This window comes from Paraburkholderia aromaticivorans (assembly GCF_012689525.1).
Classification (GTDB): domain Bacteria; phylum Pseudomonadota; class Gammaproteobacteria; order Burkholderiales; family Burkholderiaceae; genus Paraburkholderia; species Paraburkholderia aromaticivorans_A.
On record NZ_CP051515.1, the window covers coordinates 1,295,140 to 1,317,726 of the forward strand.

Genomic DNA, 22,587 nt, shown 5'->3' on the forward strand with positions numbered 1-22,587 from the left:
AAGGAGACACGCAGTGCAGCAACCCACATCCGCTGTGCCGAGGCTCGAATTGCGGCATGCGAGTAAATCATTCGGGCGGGTTCGCGCGTTATCCGACGGCGATCTCGCGCTATGGCCGGGCGAAGTGCATGCCTTGCTCGGCGAAAACGGCGCGGGCAAATCGACGGTCGTGAAGATTCTCGCGGGCGTGCATCAGCCGGACACCGGCGAGTTGCTGGTGGACGGCGAGGCGCGCCGCTTCGCGACGCCCGCCGAGGCACGCGACGCCGGGCTCGCGGTCATCTATCAGGAACCGACGCTGTTCTTCGATCTGTCGATCGCGGAAAACATTTTCATGGGACGGCAGCCGGTGGACCGCATCGGCCGGATTCAGTACGACGCGATGCGCCGCGAGGTGGACGGCTTGCTGGCGTCGCTTGGTGTCGATCTGCGTGCCGATCAACTGGTGCGCGGTTTGTCGATTGCCGATCAGCAGGTGATCGAAATTGCCAAGGCGTTGTCGCTGAACGCCAACGTGTTGATTATGGACGAGCCCACCGCGGCGTTGTCGCTGCCGGAAGTGGAGCGGCTCTTCACCATCGTGCGCAAGCTGCGCGAGCGTGACGTGGCGATTCTGTTCATCACGCACCGGCTCGACGAAGTATTCGCGTTGACACAACGCGTCACGATCATGCGCGACGGCGCGAAGGTCTTCGACGGTTTGACCGCCGATCTCAACACCGAATCCATCGTGGCCAAAATGGTCGGGCGCGATCTGGAAACCTTCTATCCGAAGGCCGAGCGGCCGCCCGGCGAAGTGCGGCTGTCGGTGCGTGGTCTCACGCGCGTCGGCGTATTCAAGGACATTTCCTTCGACGTCCGCGCAGGCGAAATTGTCGCGCTCGCCGGACTGGTCGGCGCGGGGCGCAGCGAAGTCGCGCGGGCGATCTTCGGCATCGATCCGCTCGACTCGGGCGAAATCTGGATCGCGGGCAAGCGTCTCACCGCGGGACGGCCCGCGGCCGCGGTGCGCGCCGGACTCGCACTGGTGCCGGAGGATCGCAGGCAGCAAGGGCTCGCGCTGGAATTGAGCATTGCGCGCAATGCCTCGATGACGGTACTCGGACGGCTCGTTAAACACGGCCTCATTTCCACGCGCAGCGAGACGCAGCTCGCCAATCAATGGGGCACGCGCCTGCGCCTCAAGGCGGGCGATCCCAACGCGCCGGTCGGCACGTTGTCGGGCGGCAATCAGCAGAAGGTCGTGCTTGGCAAATGGCTGGCCACCGGGCCGAAAGTTTTGATCATCGACGAACCGACGCGTGGCATCGACGTCGGCGCGAAGGCCGAGGTGTATAGCGCGCTCGCCGAACTGGTGCGCGACGGCATGGCGGTGCTGATGATTTCCAGCGAATTGCCGGAAGTGCTCGGCATGGCCGACCGTGTGCTGGTGATGCACGAAGGACGTATCAGCGCGGATATAGCGCGCGCCGATGCCGACGAGGAACGCATCATGGGCGCCGCGTTGGGTCAACTCGTGGGCCAACCCGGCCAACCCATTCCACCGCTGGGGCACGCCGCATGATGCGCCATTCTTCAGCCCATCCCGCGCCGGTGCAGGCGCCGGTCCCGAAACGCGCGGCGAGTTCACCGGGTGGCTTTGCCGCGAGCATCGCGAAGAGCCGCGAGACGACGCTCTTCGTCGTCCTGATTCTGTTGATCGTAGGGACCGGGCTCGCGAAGCCGCAGTTCCTGAATCTGCAGAACCTGCGCGACGTGCTGCTGAATGTGTCGATTATCAGCTTGCTGACGGCCGGCATGACCGTGGTGATCCTGATGCGGCATATCGATCTGTCGGTCGGCTCGACGGTCGGCGTCAGCGCGTATGCGGTCGGCAGTTTGTATGTTGCGTTTCCGCATATGCCGGTGATCGTGGCTTTGGCGGCGGGGCTGGCCATCGGCCTCGTGGCGGGCAGCATCAATGCGCTGCTCGTCGCGGTGGGGCGTGTGCCGTCGCTCGTCGCAACGCTGTCCACGCTGTACATTTTTCGCGGCGCGGACTACGCGTGGGTGCACGGTGGACAGATCAACGCCACCAGCCTGCCGGATGCGTTTTCCCGTCTTGCCACCGGCACCTTGCTCGGCATTCCGACGCTCGCGCTGATCGCGGTCGTCGTGTTGATCGGTCTCGCCGTCTATCTGAAGCAGTTTCGCGGCGGCCGCGAACACTACGCGATCGGCTCGAATCCGGAGGCGGCGCGTCTGGCCGGCGTGAACGTCGAGCGTCGCGTGATGGCGGGTTTCCTGCTGTCCGGCGCGATTGCTGGTTTTGCGGGCGCGTTGTGGCTGGCCCGCTTCGGCACCGTGGATGCCAGCACCGCGAAGGGCATCGAATTGCAGGTCGTGGCCGCCGCCGTGGTGGGCAGCGTCGCGATCACCGGCGGCGTCGGCACGATTCTCGGTGCCACGCTCGGCGCGCTCGTGCTGGGCGTGATCAGCATCGCGCTGGTGGTGCTGCACGTGTCGCCGTTCTGGGAGCAGGCCATCGAAGGCGCGCTGATCGTCGCCGCGATTACCGCCGATACCTTGCTGGCCCGCTCCGTCGCCAAACGCATGATGAGGAAACGCGATCATGGCTAAACCCGATTCCGCGCTGCTCACGCGCAAACGCGAAACGCCGCTGCAATGGGAAGTGCTGCTGGTGATCGTGCTGATTCTCTCGCTCGCGCTCGGGCGCTTGCTGTCGCCAGTATTTCTGACCGGCGCGAACCTGAGCAACGTACTGGCCGATCTGACCGAGATCGCGTTGATGGCGCTGCCGATGACGCTGATCATCGTCGCCGCCGAAATCGATCTGTCGGTGGCGTCGGTGCTCGGCGCATCCAGCGCGTTGATGGGCGTGCTGTGGCACATGGGCTTGCCGATGCCGCTCGTGATCGTGCTGGTGCTGGTTGCCGGCGCGCTGGCCGGCTTGCTGAACGGCCTCGTGATCGTCAAGCTCAATCTGCCTTCGCTCGCGGTCACGATCGGCACGCTGGCGCTGTTTCGCGGCCTCGCCTACGTATTGCTCGGCGACCAGGCCGTGGCGGATTTTCCGGCCGCTTATACGGCGTTCGGCATGGACACGCTCGGCGGGAGTTTCATCCCGTTGCCGTTTGTCATCGTGATCGTCGGCGCGGTGCTGTTCACCGTGCTGCTGCAGTCCACGGCGTTCGGCCGCAGTCTCTACGCGATCGGCGCGAATCCGACCGCCGCTGCGTTCTCCGGCATCGAGGTGGCCAAGATCCGCTTGCGTCTGTTCGTGCTGTCCGGCGCGATGAGCGCGCTGGCGGGCATCGTCTATACGCTGCGCTTTACCAGCGCGCGCGGCGACAACGGCGAGGGGTTCGAACTGTCGGTGATCGCTGCGGTGCTGTTCGGCGGCGTGAGTATTTTCGGCGGACGTGGTTCGATGATCGGCGTGTTGCTGTCGCTGCTGATTATCGGCGTGCTGAAAAATGCGCTCACGCTCGACGACGTGTCCAGCGAAACGCTCACCATCGTGACCGGCGTGCTGCTGCTGGCGTCGGTGCTGATACCGAATCTGGTTGCCCGCTGGCGCGCGGCGCGCGACCGGCGTTTCATCGCGAAGTCCGCTTCTTCCGTCTAACGTTTTTAGCAAGGCCTGCGTCTGCAAAGAGAAAGTCCAACAACCGATAACCCGGACAACATCACGTCCAACAACAAGGCAGGAGACACTCCATGTTCAAACCTCTACGTCACACCGGCACCGCGGCGCTGTGCGTCGCGTTGATCGCGATCAGTTGCGCCGCGTCCGCCGCGGGCCTGAAAAGCGGGCTGAAAATCGCCTTCGTGCCGAAGCAGATCAACAATCCCTACGAAGTGATCGCCGACGACGGCGGCATGGCCGCGATCAAGGAATTTGGCGGCGTGGGCAAGGCGGTGGGACCGTCGGACGCGGGCGCGTCGTCACAAGTGCAGTACATCAACACGCTGATCACGCAGCGGCAGGACGCGATCGTGATCGCCGCCAACGACGCCAATGCAGTGGTGCCGTATCTGAAGAAAGCGATGTCGCAAGGCATCAAGGTCGTGACCTTCGACTCGGACACGGCGCCCGAGGGACGTCAACTGTTCGTCAACCAGGCGAACGCGGAAGGCATCGGCCGGGGTCAGGTTCAACTGGTCGCGAAGCTGATGGGCGGCGAGGGCGAGTTCGCGGTGCTGTCCGCCACGCCCAACGCAACCAATCAGAACACCTGGATCAAGTGGATGCAGGAGGAACTGAAAAAGCCCGAGTATTCGAAGATCAAGCTCGTGAAGATCGCCTACGGTAACGACGACGATCAGAAGTCGTTCACCGAAACGCAGGGCCTGTTGCAGGCGTATCCGAATCTGAAGGCGATCGTCGCGCCGACCACGGTCGGCATTGCCGCCGCCGCGCGATATATCTCGACCTCGTCGAGTAAGGGCAAGGTGGCGGTGACTGGTCTCGGCACGCCGAACCAGATGCGCGCGTTCGTGAAGAACGGCACCGTGAAGGCGTTCCAGTTGTGGGATCCGGGTCAACTCGGTTACCTGGCCGCGTATGCCGCGGCAGCGCTGTCGTCGGGCACGATCACCGGCAAGGAAGGCGAGTCGTTCGACGCCGGCAAGCTCGGCAAGCGCACCATCGGGCCGCAAGGCGAAATCATTCTTGGACCGCCGACCACGTTCGATTCCAGCAATATCGATAACTTCAATTTCTAGAGCGGTAATGCATCGCCGCGTGACGTTGCGCGGCTGAAGTGTTTGGCAAGTTACGAAACGTGAGGCGCGTGGGCGAGGCAACCGTCCACGCGCCTCGTGTTTTTTAAAGCTTGACTGATGCAGGTGAGCATCGTGGGAACCGGACAGCGGCATCCGTCTGTTACTTGCAATGTGCCCGGAATGGCTTCATGCCTGCCGCACACATACTCACGTTCTTCGCGTGAAGCGTAACGGTCTTTGCGGTGCCCTTGTATTTGCAGACGAGGTACGGGTCAATTTTATCGGTGTCCCAGCGATCGACACGACCAGCGGGTACGGGTGCAAGGTCCACCTTCTGGTCCGGCGGGCCATCGTATAACGCCGCGTTGTTCAAGACATGCCGGACTCCGGAATCGAGCATATTGGCCGGACAAGCAAGCGGCGCTGCCACTGCGGCGCTGCTTGCTACGGCGCAGAACAACACACAAAGGGCTTTACTCGACCACATAGAATTGATCTCCGTCGTTAACCTTCACGCCGTGACCGTTTCTGAGGCGGATTGTTCGTTCGTGGACGGACTGCACCGTATGTCCGTTCCATTGATCCAGAACCTGAATGCCGGCTGCGTTGCGGCCAAGATAAATGGCTGAATGGCTGCGCCCGTCAGTGTGGTTTCCGTACCTGCCGTTAGGATCGAATGTTGCGATAACCGTTCCTGGCCTGATCAGAATCGCGGTACTTGCTTTTTCTCCCTGGTGCCACGACGAGGAAGGTGGAATGGAAACAACAGCATGGACGAATGTCACACATTGTCCGTTGCCGACAAGTTGTCCTTTAAGAGCATTTGCGCCAGCAATATTTGCTACGTAAGACATGCTTTGACCTTTCTTATTCGCGTGGTTTCGGTATTAGTCCACACCCTTGTGTGTGGACCAATGTTCACGGCGGGCGCGGTGAGCGAATCTAATGTAGTGTCACATTAGCCGTATCTGACTGAGAAAAATCCGCTTTGCAGATAGTAGAATTCATCGAGCGCGCCCGCTTCGTCGCCGCGCGACTCGGCGAGCGAGAAGCTTCAGAAGCGATGCTGTATCCCCGCCGTGACGCCCGCTTGCGTATCCGCCGCGCCGATCAGATCGCGCGACAGACTAACCGCATTGCCGTGCTTGGCCATCGCATAGCCGCCCGCCATATACAGCACTGTGCGCTTCGACAGTGCGTACTGCGCGCGCAGCGAGAACAGCGTCGGATCGGCGTCGCTCGCGTCCTTGATGTCCTGATGGTAGACCGCGGCGAGCAGCGAGATGAACGGCGTCACGTCGTATTGACCGCCGATCCAATACATGTCGCTGCGTAGCGCCGGCGCGCTGGTGTGAAACGTGCGGCGGTAGTTCCGGTAGCCGGCCATCGCCTTCACGGCGCCGAAGTCGTAGCTCAAGCCCGCGTGAATCCCCTGGATATAGTTGGTGGTATCGGCGGGCGTGACGCTGTCGTTCGCGCCGTTCTGCCGGTCGAAGGTCGCGACCGCGGCGAATGGACCGTTCTCGTAGCCGAGACCGAAGTCGTACTTCGAACTCGATTTCATGCTGCCGGGCACATTGCCGAAGCCATACATCGCGCCGAACTTGAAGCCGGAGAACGTGCCGTCGTAACGCGCGGCGTTGGCCGAGCGCGAGAACAGACCGTCTTTCCGGCCGCCCGTCGCCGTGGATGACGTCGCCCAGGAGTAGTTCGGCGCGTAACCCATCGGGTCGAACGGCAGCATGTAATCGTAGGTGGTCGTGAAATTGCGGCCGAGCGTGATTTGCCCGAAGCGGTTTTTCAGGCCGATGGTCGCGCGGCGGTCGAAGATCGCACCAGGGCCGTCGTCGAACTGGCCGTTGGCAATGTTGATGCCGCTTTCCAGTTGAAACACCGCCTTCAGTCCGCCGCCGAGATCCTCCACGCCGCGCAAGCCCCAGCGAGAGGTGTTCTTGCCGCCCGACACGAGGCGCGTGGCGCCGCCGTCCTTGCTTGCGTGGTTCACGTATTCGACGCCCGCGTCGACGATGCCGTACAAGGTCACGCTCGACTGCGCGTGCGCGCCCGCTGCAAACCCGGCGAGCCCGGCGCAAGTCACGCCGACGGTTGCCTTCTTCATGCTCCACTTCATCAATCGTCTCCTTTGGTTGGTCTTTTTTGCTTCGGTTGATTCCATGCAGTCCTTCAACCCGCCTGAGCGAACGCCCAACAATCGTTGGTGGGGAATTCGATCCAGTGACGGCCGGCCGCGCGCGGCACGTGGCCAAAGGCGCGCAGCCGCAGATCGCCGCAATGGAACAGGTATTCCCAGCGGTCGCCGAGATACATCGACGTGACGAGTTCGGCTTCGAGCCGGTTCGCGCCGGGACCGTCGGCGACCTGCACGCGTTCGAGGCGGATCACGGCTTGCGCGTGCTGTCCGGCAGTCAGCGCTTCGCGCGCTTGCGCCTGCAATTGCCAGCCGTCGCCGGCAAGCGTCACGCGTTCGCCGTCCACCGCGGCCACGCGGGCCTCGATGCGGTTGTTGCTGCCCATGAATTCGGCGGTATAGAGCGAGCGGGGCGCGCCGTACAGTTCGGCGGGCGTGCCTTCCTGTTCGATGCGGCCGTTGCGCAGCAACAGGATGCGGTCGGACATCGCCATCGCTTCGGTCTGGTCGTGCGTCACGCACAAGGCCGAGAGGCCGAGTGACACGATCAGTTCGCGCAGCCAGGCGCGCGCTTCTTCGCGCAGCTTGGCGTCGAGATTGGAGAGCGGTTCGTCGAGCAGAATCACCGGCGGGTTGTAGACGAGCGCCCGCGCAATCGCGACACGCTGTTGCTGGCCGCCGGACAGCTGATACGGATAACGCGCGGCGAGGTGGCCGAGGCCGAGCTGGTCGAGCGCGGCCTGCACGCGCTTTTTCTGCTCGGCGGCCGAGACGCGCCGCAGCTTCAATCCATAGCCGACGTTCTCGGCCACCGTGCGATGCGGCCACAGCGCGTACGACTGGAACACGAGCCCGAGCGAGCGCTGCTCGACCGGCAGATCGACATGCGTGGCGCCGTCGAAAAACGCCTTGCCGTCCAGTTCGATGCGACCCGACGACGGTTGTTCGAGACCGGCCACCGCGCGCAGCAGCGTGGTCTTGCCGCTGCCCGACGCGCCCAGCAGGCAGACCACTTCGCCGGGATTCAGCTCGAACGACACGCCCTTGAGAATCGGGTTGTCGCCGTAGCTGAGAAAGAGGTTGTCGACCTTGAGCTTATCCATGCAGTTTCACTCCGAAGCGCAGCGCGACGCCGAGTCCGGCGCCGACCATCGCGATGTTGATGACAGAAAGCGCCGCAACCTGATCGACCGCGCCGGTCGCCCACAGCGACACCAGCAGTGCGCCGATCACTTCCGTGCCGGGCGAGAGCAGATAGACGGCGGTCGAGTACTCGCGCTCGAAAATCATGAAGATCAGCAGCCATGCCGCGAGCAAACCGAAGCGCACGAGCGGCAGCGTTACGTCCAGGCTGACGCGTGCGCGCGTGGCGCCGACGCTGCGTCCCGCTTCTTCGAGTTCGGGGCCGACTTGCAGCAGTGCGCTCTGAATCAGACGCATGCCGTACGCGAGCCACACGACCGTGTACGCGATCCAGATGCTCCACATGGAGTTCTTCAGTTCCTTCAGGCCCGGTACGAAGAGGAAGATCCAGAGGAACGCGAGACCGGCGAGCAGGCCCGGCACCGCGCGAGGCAGCAGCACAAGGTAATCGAGCAGACGCGTGGCCCAGTCGTTGCGACGATGGCCCGCGAACGCCACCAGCGAATAGAAGCCCACCGCCAGCGCCCCGCCGATCACGCCGATGCCGAGCGTGTTCAGAATCGCGCGCACCAGGTTGTCCTGCTCGAACAGTTCGGTGAAGTTCGCGAGGGTGAGGACTTCGGCGAGATGCACGCCTTGCCCCCAGTTGGTGACGAACGCGCGCAACGTGATGCCGGAGATCGGCACGAACACCGTCAACAGCAGCCACAGCGCGACGATGGCGAGCGCGATCCAGCGCCACGCGCCGAGCGGCAGCACGGTTTGTCGTCCCGCTTTGCCCTTGACCGTGACGAAGCGGTTCGCACTCTTGAGCAGCCGGCGTTGCAGCAGCACGAGCGGGAACGTGATCGCGACGATGCACATCGCGACCGCGGCCATCAGGTGGTACGAAGGCACGCCGAGCTTGTTGGTGAGCTTGTAGAGATAAGTGGCCAGCACGAGGTGCCCTTCGGGATCGCCGAGCACGAGCGGCAGGCCGAATACTTCGAAGCCGAGGAAAAACACCAGCACGCCGGCGAACAGCAACGCGGGCAGCGTCATCGGCAGGCTGACGTCGAGTGCGACGCGAAACGGCCGCGCGCCGGCGACACGCGCCGCTTCTTCGACGTCCGAGCCGAGATTGCGCAGCGCCGCCGACGAATACAGGTACACGTGCGGCACATGCGTGAGGCCGACGATCACCGTGATGGCGAACACCGAGTAAACGGTCCACGGTACTTCGGTGGTGCCGAACAGCTCCATCCACCAGACCGAGTAAAAGCCGACCGGGCCGGCCGCGACGATGTAGCCGAAAGCGAGCACCATCGGCGAGACGAACACGGGCGTGAGCAGCAACGGTTCGAGCCAGCGGCGGCCGGGCAGGTCGGTGCGCACCATCAGGAACGCAAGAATGCCGCCGAGCGGAATCGAGATGAACAGCATCCCGGCCGCGATGACGAACGAGTTTTTCAGCGCGGCCCAGAAGTCCGGGTCGCTAAAAATGAATTCGAAACCGGTGAGGCCGAACGTGCGCTTCGCGTCGAAGAACGGCGCGTTCAGCACGCTCTGCAACAGGATGAAGCCGAGCGGCAGCGCCACTGCCACGGTCAACACCGCGATGACGAGCCAGCGCAGCAGCCCCATGAACGGCTGCAGTCCGCCGCTTGGCAGCGCGCCGATGGAGCCGCCGTCCGCCGCGTGCGGCGGCGCGGCGCGACGTCCGGTTGCGCTAGTGGAAAGCATGAGTGTCCCCCTGCGGCTCGCGGGCCGCATATCGACAGGTATGGAAAGGAAGGGCGGGCGGCCGCGTGTGTCAGTGCGGCCGATTGCGTGTCAAACGCGAACGGCTAGCGCTTGATCGACTGTTGCCATTGCTTGAGGAATTCGAGGCGCTTCGACTGATCGAGATAGACCAGCAGGCCCGCGCCGATCGGGATCGGTTTGAGCGAATCGCCGAGTTGCTTCGTGAGGCCCGCCATCGACGTTTCACCCTCTACGTCGGTGCGAATCGAGAACAGGCTCGCCTGATTCGCCAGCAACGTCTGGCCGCGTTGCGAGAGCAGGTAGTCGACCCACAGCTTCGCGGCGTTCGGGCTTTGCGCCTTCTTCGAAATCGTTACGAGGCGGCTCACCACCAGCGTGTAGTCCTTCGGATAGACATAACCGATGGACGGATCTTTCTTCGCCTTGGTCAGCGCGTACGAGCCGAGAATGTTGTAGCCGATCAGGTTCTCGCCCGAGGAGATGCGCTCCATCATCGCGCCCGTGCTCGATTGCAGCTTCGGGCCGGTGGCGCCCATGGCCTTGACCAGATCCCACGTGACCTGCGGGTTGACGCGTGCGTCCTGGGTCAGATAGTTGAAACCGACGCCGGACTTTTCGATGTCGTACGTGGTGACCCGGCCTTTGAACTGAACGGGCTTGGTTTGCAGCAATTTGATCAGGTCGGCGCGCGTTTGCGGCACGTCGCCGGCCGGCAGGAGGCGTTTGTTGTAGACGATCGCGAGCGGCTCGTACGTCGTGCCGTAAGCCTGCTTCTGATACTGCGCCCATTGCGGCAAGTGCTTCGCTTCGGGCGATTCGTAGGTGGCCATCAGGCCGTCGTTGACGAGCTTGACCTGGAGGTCCATGGCCGAGCTCCACAGCACGTCGGCGCTGGTGCTGCTGGCCGCGTTTTCGCTGATGTAGCGGTTGTACAGCTCGGTACTGTTCATGTCGTTGTACTCGACTTTGACACCGTACATGCTTTCAAAATCCTTGATAAGCGAGCGCACCAGCGCGGTGTCCGTGACCGAGTAAACGATCAGCTTGCCTTCCATTTTTGCGCCGTCGACGGTGGCCTGATAGTCACTGGGATAACCGGCTGGAATGGCTGCCCACGCTGAACTTGCAGCGAATACGACAGCGGCTGCGAGAGCCTTCAAAGTGTTCTGCACGTCTTCCTCCAAAAAATTTCGTGTTGGTTTTGTGTAGGCGAATAGTAAGCGACTGATGCTTTCTGAACGCTTTCAATTCCAGGGGGAAATGCGTCACAATGGTCGAATTCACCTCGTGGATTTCCCTGGGATTCCGTTCTATGCGCGTGCTCCTCGTTGAAGACAATCCGATCCTCTCCCGCTCGCTCACCGACGCGCTGACTAGCGCGAAACTCACCGTCGACTGCATGCACGACGGCGAGTCCGCCGACCACGTATTGCGCACACAGGACTACGCGCTGGTGATTCTCGATATCGGCTTGCCGAAGCTCGACGGGCTCGAAGTGCTGCGCCGTTTGCGCGCACGTCGCAATGCGGTGCCGGTGCTCATACTGAGCGCGCACGGGTCGGTGGACGAGCGCGTGCGTGGTCTCGATCTCGGCGCCGACGACTACCTCGCCAAGCCATTCTCACTCACCGAACTCGAAGCGCGCGCACGTGCGCTGCTACGCCGCAGTCACGGCCAGGAGCCGCTCAGTGCGCAATGCGGTACGTTGCTATACGACAGCGTGGATCGCGGCTTCACACTCGACGGTGAAGCGCTCGCGCTGACGCCGCGCGAGCGCTCGGTGCTCGAAGTGCTGATCCTGCGCAACGGCCGCGCGATCAACAAGGACACGCTGTCGGAGAAGATCTTCGGACTGGACGAATCGGTGAATGCGGACGCCATCGAAATCTATGTGCACCGCTTGCGCAAGAAACTCGAACACAGTTCGGTCGGCATCGTGACGCTGCGCGGGCTCGGCTATCTGCTGGAAGCAAAAAGCGCATGACGCGGCCGAATCTGCGCGTACGGATCGCGCTGTGGTTGTTGTTGCCGCTGCTCCTGCTGCTCGCGTTAGATGCATGGCTCACGTACCAGCGCGCGATGAACGCGGCACATGCGGCATTCGACCGCACGCTCGAATTTTCACTGCGCTCGATCCGCGACGGCATCCGCTTGCGCGACGGCGAGATCCAGGTCGATCTGCCGTACCTCGCCTTGGAGATGTTCGAATCGAATGGCGGCGGCAACATCTACTATCAGATTCGCGAGGAAGGTGGCCGCGTGGTGACGGGCTATCCCGATCTGCCAGACCCCGGGATAGTGCCGAGCGAGCCCTACAGCGTGCGGTTTTACGACGACGTGTTTCGCGGCCGTCCGCTGCGCATCGCCATGCTCAGGTTGCCCGTGCACGATGTGCCGAGCGCGCAGACACGCGTGGTGCTGGTGAGAGTCGGCGAAACGATCGAGCAGCGTCAGGCGTTGGCGCGCGAGATTCTCACCGGGTCGCTGCAACAGGAAGGGTTGTTGGTGGTGCTCGCGCTCGGCATCGTCTGGTTGGGCGTGGCGCGCGGCTTGCGGCCGTTGGACCGCCTGTCGGCGAAAGTGGCCGCGCGTGCCGAGGACGATCCGACGCCGCTCGACACCGTCGGTCTGCCGAGCGAAGTGGCACCACTGGTCGATTCGATCAATCAGTACATCGGCCGCACGCAGTTGATGCAGTCGTCGCGCCGGCGTTTTTTCAACGACGCCGCGCATCAGTTGAAAACGCCGCTCGCGGTGATTCAGGCGGAGTCCGAACTGGCGCTGCACGATATCGACGTCGCGGAGGAAAGTGCGGGCGGCAATCGCCGGCCAGGGGTACATTTGCGACGGCTGAATCGCGCCGTGCAGCAGGCGGTGCGCATCGTGCAGCAGTTGCTCTCGCTGTCGCGGCTCGACGCGGACAGCGGCTACACGGTCAAGCATGCGGCGGTGTCGCTGCATAAGGTCGCGCGCAGCGTGACGCTCGACTGGTCGCCGGTGGCGCGCTCGCACGGCATCGATCTCGGTTTCGAACAGGAGGTGCGTGTCGACGTGACAGGCCAGATCGATCTGCTCGCGGAACTGGTCGGCAATCTGATCGATAACGCCATCCGTTATTCCGGCGACGGCGCGGTGATCACCGTGCGGGTCGCGCTCGAAGGAGAACAAGCGTTGCTGCAGGTGATCGACAACGGGCCGGGCATTGCCGCCGGTGAACGCGACGCGGTGTTCGAACGCTTCTATCGCAGCGAGGCGACGCAGGCGATCGAGGGTAGCGGCCTGGGTTTATCGATCGTGCGGGAAATCGCGCGCGTGCATGGCGCGCTGGTGGCGCTCACCGATGCGCACGGTGGCGGCCTGGTCGTCAGTGTGCTGTTTCCGCCGTTGAAAACGGCGTGACGTGGGCGAGCCACTCAGCAACTCAGCTCAGCAACTCAGCGGCGAATCGGAAAGCGCTGTGCATAGGCAGTGGGTGAAGTGCCGTCGCTCCACGTTTCGCCGTCGATCAAAACCTGAGATGCGCCTTCTTCCGGCGCGGCCACGTTCACAGCGATGGCCGCCTCGCGATACAACTGCGTCTGGTTGATCCGCGCGGCAATGTCCGAATAGTCCGCACGCGCGTCGATCATGCCCCAGCGTTCGAACTGCGTAAGAAACCACGCGCCTTCGAACGCATGCGGGTAGTTCGCCGCGCCGTTGTCGAAGAAACGCATGGGCAGACCGCACGGCGCGGAAGCGGCAATCTCGTCGCCCAGACGCGCCGCGATCAACGTTTCATCGATGCCGACATACTCGGGCCGTGCAAGCCAGCGCGCGATTTCGTCGCGATGTCCCGCGCCGTCGAGCCAGCGGCACGCTTCAAGCATGGTCTGCACGAGCGCGCGCGCGGCATTCGGATTCGCGCTGACAAAATCGCGCCGGCACGCCAGCACTTTGTCGGGATGATCCGGCCACACGTCGCTCGTATAAGCGATCGTTCTGCCGACACCTTGCGCTTCCGCCTGCGCGTTCCACGGCTCGCCGACACACAGGCCGTCGAGTTTGTCTTCGGCGAGCGCCGCGACCATTTGCGGCGGGGGAATCGCCACGCTCTCGATCTCGCGCAACGGATCCACGCCTTGCGACGCGAGCCAGTAGTACAGCCACATCGCGTGCGTGCCGGTCGGGAAGGTTTGCGCGAAGACCGGCTTGCGGCCGAGCGTCGCGAGCGCCTTGGGCAGCGTGCCGTGTTCGGCGAGCGCATCGGCGAGACGGTTCGACAGTGTGATGGCCTGGCCGTTGCGGTTGAGCACCATCAGCACGGCCATCTCCGTTTGCGGTCCGCCGAGGCCCAGTTGCACGCCGTAGACGAGTCCGTAGAGCGCGTGGGCCGCATCCAGATCGCCCGACAGCAGTTTGTCGCGCACGGCGGCCCACGACGGCTGACGCGACAACTCCAGCGTCAGGCCGTGTGCATGGCCGAATTCGAGCAGCTTGGCGGCGACGAGCGGCGCGGCGTCCGAGAGCGCCACGAAACCGAGCCGCAAATGAGTCTTCTCGAGTTGCCCCGATGCGGACGTGGTGGCGAGTGAAGTAGGAGAGTTCATGGACGGCGCTTCATTTGAGCGAGTCAGCCGCCGCGACGATGGCGCGCGCGACCTCGGCGAGTTTGACGCCCTGGTTCATCGCGCGTTTGCGCAGGTTGGCGTAGGCGGCGTGTTCGGTGATTTTCTGCTGATCCATCAGGATGCGTTTGGCGCGATCGATCAGCTTGCGCTCGGCGAGTTCGTTTTCGACTTGCGCGAGACGTTCGCGCAACTGCGATTCCTGCGCAAAACGCGCGAGCGCGACTTCGAGGATCGGCGCGAGACGCTCGGTCGCGAGACCTTCGACGAGATAGGCCGTGACGCCGGCGCCGACGGCGTCGCGAATCAATTGCTGGTTGGCGTCGTGGCTGAACATCAGCACCGGACGCGGCGCGGTGGCGTTCATCACGGCGAGCTGTTCGAGCGTGTCGCGCGACGGCGATTCCGTATCGATGATGATGACGTCCGGCCGCTCGCTCTGCACCACGCGATGCAGCGCCTGTGGCGTGGCGGTGCCCGCCAACATCTCGTAGCCGAGGCGGGCGAGGGCGTCGCGGAGGTCGCCGATGGGCTTATCGGTGTCGGTTACGAGGAGAACGCGCAGCATGGAGTGGGGTTTTATCGACGGCTAGCTAACCATAAAGCAACGGCTATGCCAGCCGGCGCATGCGACGGCGAAACGAAAGCAATCACGGACTTAGCGGCCGCACCGATAGCCGCGGCTGCACCGGCGCGGGGCACGCCAGGACGATGCACCGAAGCGGCGCATGGCGGCGCCGCTCACTTCATCGGCGCCACTCGCTGTAACTGCGGGGCGAGAACAGAGAACTGACCACGATCATGGCGACGACGCAGCCGGCCAGCATGATCCACGCGACGCCGAAGCTTCCGCTCCAACCCCGCACGAGGCCGGCCACGACGGGCGCAATAGCCGCCACGATGAAGCCGACGCCTTGGGTGAACGCGACGAGCTTGCCGGCCACGCGATGGTCGGCCGAATGATCCATGGCGGTCACGAGCGTCAGCGAAAAAGTCCCGCCCAGTCCCGCGCCTGCCACGCCGACCCACAGCAAGGGCGCGGCGTCGGGCCAGACGATCAAGCCAAGCAATCCGACTAGTTGCGCCGTGAGGCCGAGCGTGAGCCACGGCCGGCGATCGCGGAACGACGCCGCGGCGAGCGGCAGTAGCAAGGCCGCGGCGGCCTGGAAGACGGTCATGCCTGCCAGCAGCGAACCGCTTGCCGCGACGCTCACGCCGCGCTGCTGATAAAACGCCGGCAGCCACGCGACGAGACTCGTATAGCCGCCGTTGACGATGCCGAAGTAGAGGCCGAGCGTCCACGCGCGCCGCGTGCGCCACAGCGAAAGGGTGGTGGCGTTGGCAGGAGCGGCCTTTGCCGCGACGCCGCCCTCAGAAGTATGCCGGTTCAATGCCCACCAGCAGAGCAGCGCGACGCACGCCGGAAGCGCCCACACCGCGAGCCCCGCATGCCATGACTGCGCCGCGCGACTTATCCACGGACTCAAACTCGCGCCCAGCCCGCCGCCGCCCATGATGGACGCGGAGAACACGCCCATCGCCAGCGGCACGCGCGCATGAAAGCGCTGCTTCATCACGGCGGGCAGCAGCGCCTGGATGGCCGCGACGCCCACGCCCGCGAGCAACGCCGTGGCGAGCAGTGCCGCGCCGCTCGATGCCGTCCACCGCGCCGCGCAAGCCAGCGCGATGGCCAGCAAGCCGAGCGCGACACCGCGTGTTTCGCCGATCGTGCGGGTCAGCGCGCCCGCGCCGAACGCACCGATGCCCATCGCGACGACCGGCAGGCTGGTCAGCAACGACGCGCCGTAGAAACTGAGGCCGGTTGCGTCGCGGATCGTCGTCATCAAAGGGCTGATCGATGTGAGCAGCGGGCGCAGATTGATGCCGATCACGACGATCGCCGCGAGCCAGACGACGTCCTGCCACTTCAGCGCCGTGGTGGCGTGGTGAGCGGAAGTGCGGGTCGGGTTGGCGCTGGAGGGCGAATTCACAATGGTCCTGGTGGCGGGCGATGGGCGGCGCAAATAAACCGTGCGAGCTGGTTGGTCAACCATAATAACAAAAAATGGTTGACCATTTTAGTGATGCCCGGTATAACGCGAAACGCTTTGTGAGCGCTCGCCGCTCTCCCTTCCACCCGGACAGCTACTGCAAATACCGCACGATGAGCCGTGTGGCCTCGTCGGCGAGCGCGCGCACCGCTTGCTCCATCGGCAGCGCCGCCGTCTCTGCTAACGCGCCACGGAAGACCTGCATGACTTGCTGACCATGGCGCTCGATGACTGCACTAACGAGTGCCTCTTTGCCGGGGAAATATTGGTAGAGCGAACCAACACCCACGCCCGCTCTTCCGGCGATACGGTTGGTGCTGGCTTTATCGAATCCGTCCCTGACCAGAATGCGAGCGGTTGCTTCGATCAGGGCGTCGACAGTCACGCGCGATCTGCCCTGAGACGCGTGTTTTCTGGGTTTCGTGAGCGGTTTTCGCGCCATTTCTCGCGCTCCAAATGCGAGTAGGTAAGTACGGGTTTTCACTCGTATTACTTATTGCCGTCAAACGATGGGCCGATCGCGGCCTCTACGATGCTGTCAGCCAGAATTTCGACCGGCTGAGCAGTGAGGAATCGTCGATCATGCTCCGCATCCTCGACCATATCCATGTGGTCGACAGAATCTTTCAGCATCATCTGCAGGGACTGTCGCACACGTTTCAGGCGCCGCGATCGGACAGCATGCCGGAACTCCAGGCGCTGGCAAGCAGTGCGCGAAAAGTCGACGACTGGTACGCGGATTACGTGGACAGTTTGACGGAGAGCGACTTCGAGGAGCCTGTCGATTTCGTCTTCACTAGCGGAAAGCCGGCGCGCATGCGGCGAGGCGAGATCATTCTGCATGTGTGCCTGCATGGCACTTATCACCGGGGCAATGCGGGTGCCGTTCTTCAGTTGAAGGGGCTCACCCCGAGCCGTGATGCGATCACGGACTTTCTCGAAGACGCCGCCTGATCCAGGCTGGCGAGCGCTCAACGCAGTGCTGTCACAGGCGCTCAGGCATGCCTGGCGCGTGCGCTTCATGGCGGCGGGTCAAGCGTTGCGGCCGAATGTCGATTTGTTCCTGCTACGCAAGACTGTTTGTCGGATGCGGGTGTTCGAAATCGGAATCAATGCGCCTACATTGGCGTCTATTGGAGCAGTCGGCGCGATCGGCATTGCAGCCGAACAACCCATGTTCGAAGACATGAGGAGGCGTGGCGCGAACAGCGCCCGCATCCCGCCATAGGAGCAGACATGAGCGAAGCAAATCAGGGCGCTGTGCGCGAGCTGAGTCATTTCATCGACGGCCGACGCGCCGCTGGCGCGAGCGGCCGGTTCGGCGACGTATTCGATCCGGCACAAGGCCGGGTGGCGGCCCGCGTGCCGGTCGCAAACTCAGCTGAAGTCGACGCCGCCGTCGCCGCTGCGAAGGCCGCGTTCCCGGCCTGGAGCGAAACCGCGCCGTTGAAGCGCGCCCGTTTGATGTTCAAGTTCAAGGAACTGCTCGAGGCGCATTCGGACGAACTCGCCGAGCTCATTACGCGCGACCACGGCAAGCTGTTTTCCGACGCGAAGGGTGAGGTAGTGCGCGGTATCGAAATCGTCGAATTCGCGTGTGGCATTCCGACCCTGCTCAAGACCGATTTCACCGATCAGATCGGCGGCGGCATCGACAACTGGAATCTACGTCAACCGCTCGGCGTGGCGGCGGGAGTCACGCCGTTCAATTTCCCGATGGTGGTGCCGTGCTGGATGTTCGTGATGGCAGCCGCGTGCGGCAACACGTTCGTGCTCAAGCCCTCGGAGCGCACGCCGTCGGCATCGATCCGGCTTGCCGAGCTGTTCATCGAGGCGGGCTTTCCCAAAGGCGTCTTCAACGTCGTGCATGGCGGCAAGGCCGTCGTCGATGCGCTGATCGAGCATCCCGATGTGGCCGCGATGTCTGTCGTCGGCTCGACGCCGGTCGCGGAATACATCTACAGCGAAAGCGCAAAGCGCGGCAAGCGCGTGCAGGCATTGGGCAGTGCGAAAAACCATCTGGTCGTCATGCCCGACGCCGATCTCAATCAAGCGGTCGATGCGTTGATCTCGTCGTCGTATGGGTCGGCCGGTGAGCGCTGCATGGCGACCTCGGTCGCGGTGGCGGTAGGGCGTATTGGCGATGAGTTGGTCGAGCGTCTCGCGCCGCGCGTGCGCTCGCTCAGGATCGGCGGCGGCATGGAGCCCGATCTGGACATGGGGCCGCTTATCAGCGCCGCGCATCGCGCCAAGGTGTTGGGCTATATCGACGCGGGCGTCGCGGCAGGCGCCAGGCTCGTCGTCGATGGTCGCGGCCATAGCGTGCCCGGCCACGAAGAGGGCTTCTTTCTCGGCGGCTCGCTCTTTGACGACGTGAAGCCCGATATGAGCATCTATCGGGAAGAGATTTTCGGGCCGGTCCTGTCGGTTGTTCGCGTGCCGGATCTCGCGAGTGCGATAGCACTCGTCAATGTGCACGAACTGGGGAACTGCGTATCGCTCTTTACATCCGACGGCGGCGCGGCGCGCGCATTCTCCCGGCAGATTCACATCGGCATGGTGGGCATCAACGTGCCGAGTCCGGTGCCGCCGGCGTGGCATTCGTTCGGGGGCTGGAAGCGATCGCTGTTCGGCGATCATCACGCGTACGGTCAGGAAGCCGTGCGCTTTTACACGCACTACAAGAGCGTCATGCAGCGCTGGCCGGACGGCATCGCCAAAGGTGCGGAATTCGCGATGCCCGTGGCCCAGTAAGTCGACGCTCATCCGTGAAGGTGACGTATCCCGTCATACAGGCGCCCCTGCTAAACTCGTCGTGATTCCCGACTTAAGTGTCTTTGAGTAAGCCAATCATGAAGAGTAGTTCAAAAGGTGGCCTTGTCTATTCCACCGATGGCGGCCGTATGTGTCCCGAATGCGGCCAGGTGCTCGCGCAATGTGTCTGCAAGACGGTCGCCAAAACACGAGCGGTCGGCGACGGCGTGGTGCGAGTGACTCGCGAGACCAAGGGCCGCGGCGGGAAGAGCGTGACGCTCGTTAAGGGGCTGGCGCTCGATCCCCTTGCCTTGGCGGTGCTAGGCAAGCAGTTACGCACGGCCTGCGGTTCTGGCGGAACGGTCAAGGATGGCGTGATTGAAGTGCAGGGCGACCATTGCGAGCGAGTCATCGAGGCGCTAAAAAAGGTTGGCCACAGCGCGAAGAGAGCCGGGGGCTAAGCTCATCGCTTCAACGATCTCCGCCCCTTTGGTGCCCGTTCGAAACAGAGTCATCACCCATTGCCAGACAGGCGAGGCCGGGGCGCGGCGCCGACAATATGGCGTAAGCTGAGCGCTTGATCGGAGGGTGACGTCGGTGGCAAATCTGCGAACCGGGCTCGGTCAACTCGCGTTCGTCTCTTGCATAGGGAGGAAAGCGATGCGGACGATGAAGGCAGTGCAGGTCGCAAAGGCTGGCGGACCCCTGGAACTCGTCGAACGGGACGTGCCGGAGCCGGGTGCTGGACAGGTGCTCATCAAGATCCAGGCGTGCGGTATCTGCCACAGTGACGTATTGACAAAAGAAGGGCAGTGGCCGGGCCTGGAATATCCGAGGGTGCCCGGGCATGAGATTGCAGGCGTCATCGATACAGTCGGCGCAGGCGTTGAAGGATGGCAGGCGGGGCAGCGCGTCGGCGTCGGCTGGCACGGCGGACATTGCGGTCGGTGCGAGCATTGCCGTCGAGGCGATTTCGTTCTGTGTCAGCGCGCACTCGTACCTGGCATCAGCTACGACGGCGGCTATGCCGAGTTCATGGTGGCCCCGGTCGAAGCGCTGGCGCGCATTCCGGATGATCTTTCCGATGTCGATGCCGCACCTCTTTTGTGCGCAGGCATCACGACATTCAACGCGCTGCGCAACAGCGGCGCGCGCGCCGGCGATGTAGTCGCCGTGCTGGGCATTGGCGGACTCGGTCATCTCGGTGTGCAGTTCGCGCGAAAGATGGGATTTGTCACGGTAGCCATCGCGCGCGGGCAGGACAAGGCAAGTCTGGCGAAAGAACTTGGCGCTCATCACTACATCGACAGCACGGCGGCGAACGTCGCGGAAGCGTTGCAGGCGCTGGGTGGCGCTCGCGTCATTCTTGCAACCGTCACCAGCGGCAAGGCGATGAGCGCCGTAGTGGGCGGCTTGGGATTGAACGGCAAGCTGATCATGGTCGGACTCTCCGACGAGCCTGTCGAGGTGCCGATCGCGCAGTTCATCATGGGGCGAAATTCGGTGCAAGGGTGGCCGTCGGGCACGTCAGCGGATTCTCAGGACACGCTCGCCTTCAGCGCGCTATCGGGCATCAAGCCGATGATCGAAGAATTCCCGCTAACTAAAGCCGCCGACGCCTACGACCGGATGATGAGCGGCGCTGCACGATTCAGGGTTGTGCTCAACACGGGGCAATAAGAGCGCGACTGACGACCGGAGCCGATGCCGCTAGAATGCCTGCCGATATCGCTCCGTTCCCGACTACTGAATTCATGGCTCCACGTCCCCGCCGTTCGTCGCCTGCCGACACCGAAACGCCTCTTCAAGCCGCACGCGGCGACGATCCGATCAGCGTCGAAGAGCGCATTTATGCGTCTATTACCGCGGCGTTGTTGCAAGGACGCCTGCGGCCGGGCGCGCAACTCGTCGAACGCGATCTCGCCGCTGCGTTCGGCTGCACGCGCGGCGCGCTGCGCAAGGTGCTGGCGCGGCTGGGCTTCGAGGGCAAGCTCGTGCTGGAGGCGAATCGCGGGGCGTTCGTGCCGTCCCCGTCGGAAGAGGGCATTCGCCAGGTGTATCGCGCGCGGCAGATCGTCGAGGCGGGCATCGTCGCGGCTTTGTGCGGGGCGTTGAGCGCGCCGCACAAGCGGCGCTTGCGGGCGCACGTGCGCAGCGAGGAGAAGGCGTTGAGCGCGGGCGCCGTCGAAGAGTCCGTGCGCCTTGCCGGCCAGTTTCATGTGCTGCTGACAGAACTGGCGGGCGGCACGGAATTGCTCGGGCTGGTCGGGCAACTGGTCGCCAAAACCGAGCTGTATAAAGCGCTGTTCGACCCCTCAAAGGGCTCGACCTGCTCCGCGGACGAACACACGCAAATCATCGACGCACTCGACGCGGGCGACCTCGACGTTGCTCTGTCGGCTATGCGCGAACATCTGGCGGAACTGGAGGAGCGGGTAGTCGAGCAGGTGCGCAAAAGCGCCGCCGGAGAAGATCTCGGGGCGGTGTTCGGGCTTTAAGCGCGCGTATAGGGGAAGCGAGGGCGGTGGTGAAACGCCCGCTGGCAACAGAAAGCGCCAGGCGCTAGAGAAAACCAGGCTGCGACAAAGCGATGCCGCAGCGCGCCGCTCAGGCTCGAGTCAACGAGTCAAGCCGGAGAAGGCGCGCGAATGGCTTCGCGTACAACTCAATCGCAATGGATCACGCCAGGACCGCGCGGGGCGCGGTCAGCGTGCCGCCAGCCTTAACGGCGACGGAATTGCGTGTTGCGAGCACCGCCGCCACCGGTGGCGCGCTCGTCTTTGTGACGGAAATTGATCCGGCCTTTGGTCAGGTCGTAGACCGACAGTTCCAGCGTCACGCGGTCGCCCGCGAGAATACGGATGTGGTTCTTGCGCATGCGTCCGGACGCGTAAGCGCCAACCACGACGCCGTTGTCGAGCGTCACGCGGTAACGGCTGTCCGGAAGTACTTCGTCGACGATACCGTCAAGTTCAAGCAGTTCTTCTTTCGCCATGCATAACTCCTGGTCGATGGGATAAGGGGTGTTGGTCGCCCACGCCGGGCAGCACAACATCAGATGGGGGCAAAAGCGGGCTTTTCGAGCCCGCCGTACTGCGGTTTCAGCCTATGTGCTGATAGTACCGCTCAAAGATCGGCGACGGACTGGCCGTCTACACGGCCGTCGATCAATTGTTCGGCGTGGGCCATGCACGCAATGCGCGCCTTGCCCGTGCCGTCGAACGGAAACAGGTACTGCAGACGGAACACACGCCCGTCGGCGGCCGGATTGGCGCCCACTCGGCAGATGCGCACCGACGCGTCGTAACCGGCGTCCGGATTGCGGCTCGTCAGACCGTCCGCCGGGCGGCGCGGATAGACGAGCGGGTGAATTTCATAACCCTTGTACGTCTTGACAACTGAATTCATGAAGCAC

At 63.5% G+C, this 22,587-nt stretch carries 23 protein-coding genes; 11 read left to right on the plus strand and 12 right to left on the minus strand.

The features are described 5' to 3' along the window. Positions 1-13: 13 nt before the first annotated feature. The 4 genes from HF916_RS17690 to rhaS all read left to right on the plus strand — a co-directional run bounded on the left by HF916_RS17690 (position 14) and on the right by rhaS (position 4,728). The gene (locus HF916_RS17690; protein WP_168790164.1) at positions 14-1,564 is read left to right on the plus strand and encodes a sugar ABC transporter ATP-binding protein; all 1,551 of its coding nucleotides are present in this window, start codon (positions 14-16) and stop codon (positions 1,562-1,564) included. Next, positions 1,561-2,619 (plus strand): ABC transporter permease, encoded by a 1,059-nt coding sequence (locus HF916_RS17695; protein ID WP_168790165.1) that lies wholly within the window; start codon positions 1,561-1,563, stop codon positions 2,617-2,619. Before HF916_RS17690 ends, HF916_RS17695 begins: the two co-directional genes overlap by 4 nt. After that, positions 2,612-3,628, plus strand: coding sequence for an ABC transporter permease (locus HF916_RS17700; protein WP_168790166.1), 1,017 nt, complete (start codon positions 2,612-2,614; stop codon positions 3,626-3,628). The genes HF916_RS17695 and HF916_RS17700 overlap by 8 nt, the downstream gene beginning before the upstream one ends. 92 nt (positions 3,629-3,720) lie before the next feature. Further along, complete coding sequence (gene rhaS / locus HF916_RS17705; protein ID WP_168790167.1) at positions 3,721-4,728, plus strand: rhamnose ABC transporter substrate-binding protein; 1,008 nt, start codon at positions 3,721-3,723, stop codon at positions 4,726-4,728. Positions 4,729-4,888: 160 nt separating this feature from the next. On the opposite strand, the gene HF916_RS17710 is transcribed toward rhaS, so the two are convergent. The 6 genes from HF916_RS17710 to HF916_RS17735 all read right to left on the minus strand — a co-directional run bounded on the left by HF916_RS17710 (position 4,889) and on the right by HF916_RS17735 (position 10,935). Continuing rightward, a complete protein-coding gene (locus tag HF916_RS17710; protein ID WP_168790168.1) occupies positions 4,889-5,215 on the minus strand; it encodes an STY0301 family protein in 327 nt (108 codons plus the stop codon). Further along, entirely contained in the window at positions 5,202-5,582 is a 381-nt protein-coding gene (locus HF916_RS17715) for a BPSL0067 family protein (protein WP_168790169.1), read from the minus strand. Before HF916_RS17715 ends, HF916_RS17710 begins: the two co-directional genes overlap by 14 nt. A 200-nt stretch (positions 5,583-5,782) precedes the next feature. Then, complete coding sequence (locus HF916_RS17720; protein WP_168790170.1) at positions 5,783-6,859, minus strand: porin; 1,077 nt, start codon at positions 6,857-6,859, stop codon at positions 5,783-5,785. A 53-nt stretch (positions 6,860-6,912) separates the two neighbouring features. Next, positions 6,913-7,980: an ABC transporter ATP-binding protein gene (locus HF916_RS17725; RefSeq protein WP_168790171.1), complete on the minus strand. Its 1,068-nt coding sequence runs from the start codon at positions 7,978-7,980 to the stop codon at positions 6,913-6,915. After that, the gene (locus tag HF916_RS17730) at positions 7,973-9,742 is read right to left on the minus strand and encodes an ABC transporter permease (RefSeq protein ID WP_168790172.1); all 1,770 of its coding nucleotides are present in this window, start codon (positions 9,740-9,742) and stop codon (positions 7,973-7,975) included. Before HF916_RS17730 ends, HF916_RS17725 begins: the two co-directional genes overlap by 8 nt. 104 nt (positions 9,743-9,846) lie before the next feature. Beyond that, complete coding sequence (locus tag HF916_RS17735; protein ID WP_168790173.1) at positions 9,847-10,935, minus strand: ABC transporter substrate-binding protein; 1,089 nt, start codon at positions 10,933-10,935, stop codon at positions 9,847-9,849. A 140-nt stretch (positions 10,936-11,075) separates the two neighbouring features. On the opposite strand from HF916_RS17735, the gene HF916_RS17740 reads away from it, so the two are divergent. Together HF916_RS17740 and HF916_RS17745 are read left to right on the plus strand one after the other, a co-directional pair. Next, positions 11,076-11,747 (plus strand): response regulator, encoded by a 672-nt coding sequence (locus HF916_RS17740; RefSeq protein ID WP_168790174.1) that lies wholly within the window; start codon positions 11,076-11,078, stop codon positions 11,745-11,747. Next, entirely contained in the window at positions 11,744-13,162 is a 1,419-nt protein-coding gene (locus HF916_RS17745; protein WP_168790175.1) for a sensor histidine kinase, read from the plus strand. Before HF916_RS17740 ends, HF916_RS17745 begins: the two co-directional genes overlap by 4 nt. A 35-nt stretch (positions 13,163-13,197) precedes the next feature. Here HF916_RS17745 and HF916_RS17750 read toward each other — a convergent pair whose 3' ends face one another. From HF916_RS17750 to HF916_RS17765, 4 genes are all read right to left on the minus strand, one after another. After that, positions 13,198-14,349, minus strand: coding sequence for a CmpA/NrtA family ABC transporter substrate-binding protein (locus tag HF916_RS17750; RefSeq protein WP_168790176.1), 1,152 nt, complete (start codon positions 14,347-14,349; stop codon positions 13,198-13,200). Between the two features lie 10 nt (positions 14,350-14,359). After that, complete coding sequence (locus HF916_RS17755; protein ID WP_168790177.1) at positions 14,360-14,935, minus strand: ANTAR domain-containing response regulator; 576 nt, start codon at positions 14,933-14,935, stop codon at positions 14,360-14,362. A 178-nt stretch (positions 14,936-15,113) separates the two neighbouring features. After that, positions 15,114-16,358 carry a cyanate transporter gene (locus HF916_RS17760; RefSeq protein ID WP_240975573.1) on the minus strand — a complete coding sequence of 415 codons (1,245 nt, stop codon included), beginning with the start codon at positions 16,356-16,358 and terminating at the stop codon, positions 15,114-15,116. A 154-nt stretch (positions 16,359-16,512) separates the two neighbouring features. Further along, positions 16,513-16,860, minus strand: a complete 348-nt coding sequence (locus tag HF916_RS17765) for a TetR/AcrR family transcriptional regulator (protein ID WP_240975574.1) — start codon at positions 16,858-16,860, stop codon at positions 16,513-16,515. 140 nt (positions 16,861-17,000) lie between these two features. Here HF916_RS17765 and HF916_RS17770 point away from each other — a divergent pair, with 140 nt between their 5' ends. The 5 genes from HF916_RS17770 (at position 17,001) to HF916_RS17790 (ending at position 21,670) form a co-directional block, all read left to right on the plus strand. Continuing rightward, a complete protein-coding gene (locus tag HF916_RS17770; protein ID WP_240975575.1) occupies positions 17,001-17,372 on the plus strand; it encodes a DinB family protein in 372 nt (123 codons plus the stop codon). A 282-nt stretch (positions 17,373-17,654) separates the two neighbouring features. After that, entirely contained in the window at positions 17,655-19,172 is a 1,518-nt protein-coding gene (locus HF916_RS17775) for a CoA-acylating methylmalonate-semialdehyde dehydrogenase (protein WP_168790179.1), read from the plus strand. A gap of 98 nt (positions 19,173-19,270) precedes the next feature. Further along, positions 19,271-19,633 (plus strand): translation initiation factor Sui1, encoded by a 363-nt coding sequence (locus tag HF916_RS17780; RefSeq protein ID WP_168790180.1) that lies wholly within the window; start codon positions 19,271-19,273, stop codon positions 19,631-19,633. Between the two features lie 199 nt (positions 19,634-19,832). Then, positions 19,833-20,852 (plus strand): alcohol dehydrogenase, encoded by a 1,020-nt coding sequence (locus HF916_RS17785; protein WP_168790181.1) that lies wholly within the window; start codon positions 19,833-19,835, stop codon positions 20,850-20,852. Positions 20,853-20,926: 74 nt separating this feature from the next. After that, a complete protein-coding gene (locus HF916_RS17790; protein ID WP_240975576.1) occupies positions 20,927-21,670 on the plus strand; it encodes a GntR family transcriptional regulator in 744 nt (247 codons plus the stop codon). A 224-nt stretch (positions 21,671-21,894) separates the two neighbouring features. Here the strand turns inward: HF916_RS17790 and infA are convergent, their stop codons facing one another. Both infA and HF916_RS17800 read right to left on the minus strand, forming a co-directional pair. Next, positions 21,895-22,167: a translation initiation factor IF-1 gene (infA, locus tag HF916_RS17795; RefSeq protein WP_012427521.1), complete on the minus strand. Its 273-nt coding sequence runs from the start codon at positions 22,165-22,167 to the stop codon at positions 21,895-21,897. Positions 22,168-22,298: 131 nt separating this feature from the next. Beyond that, on the minus strand, positions 22,299-22,580 hold the full coding sequence (locus HF916_RS17800; protein WP_168790182.1) for a hypothetical protein: 282 nt from the start codon (positions 22,578-22,580) through the stop codon (positions 22,299-22,301). Between the last annotated feature and the right edge of the window lie 7 nt (positions 22,581-22,587).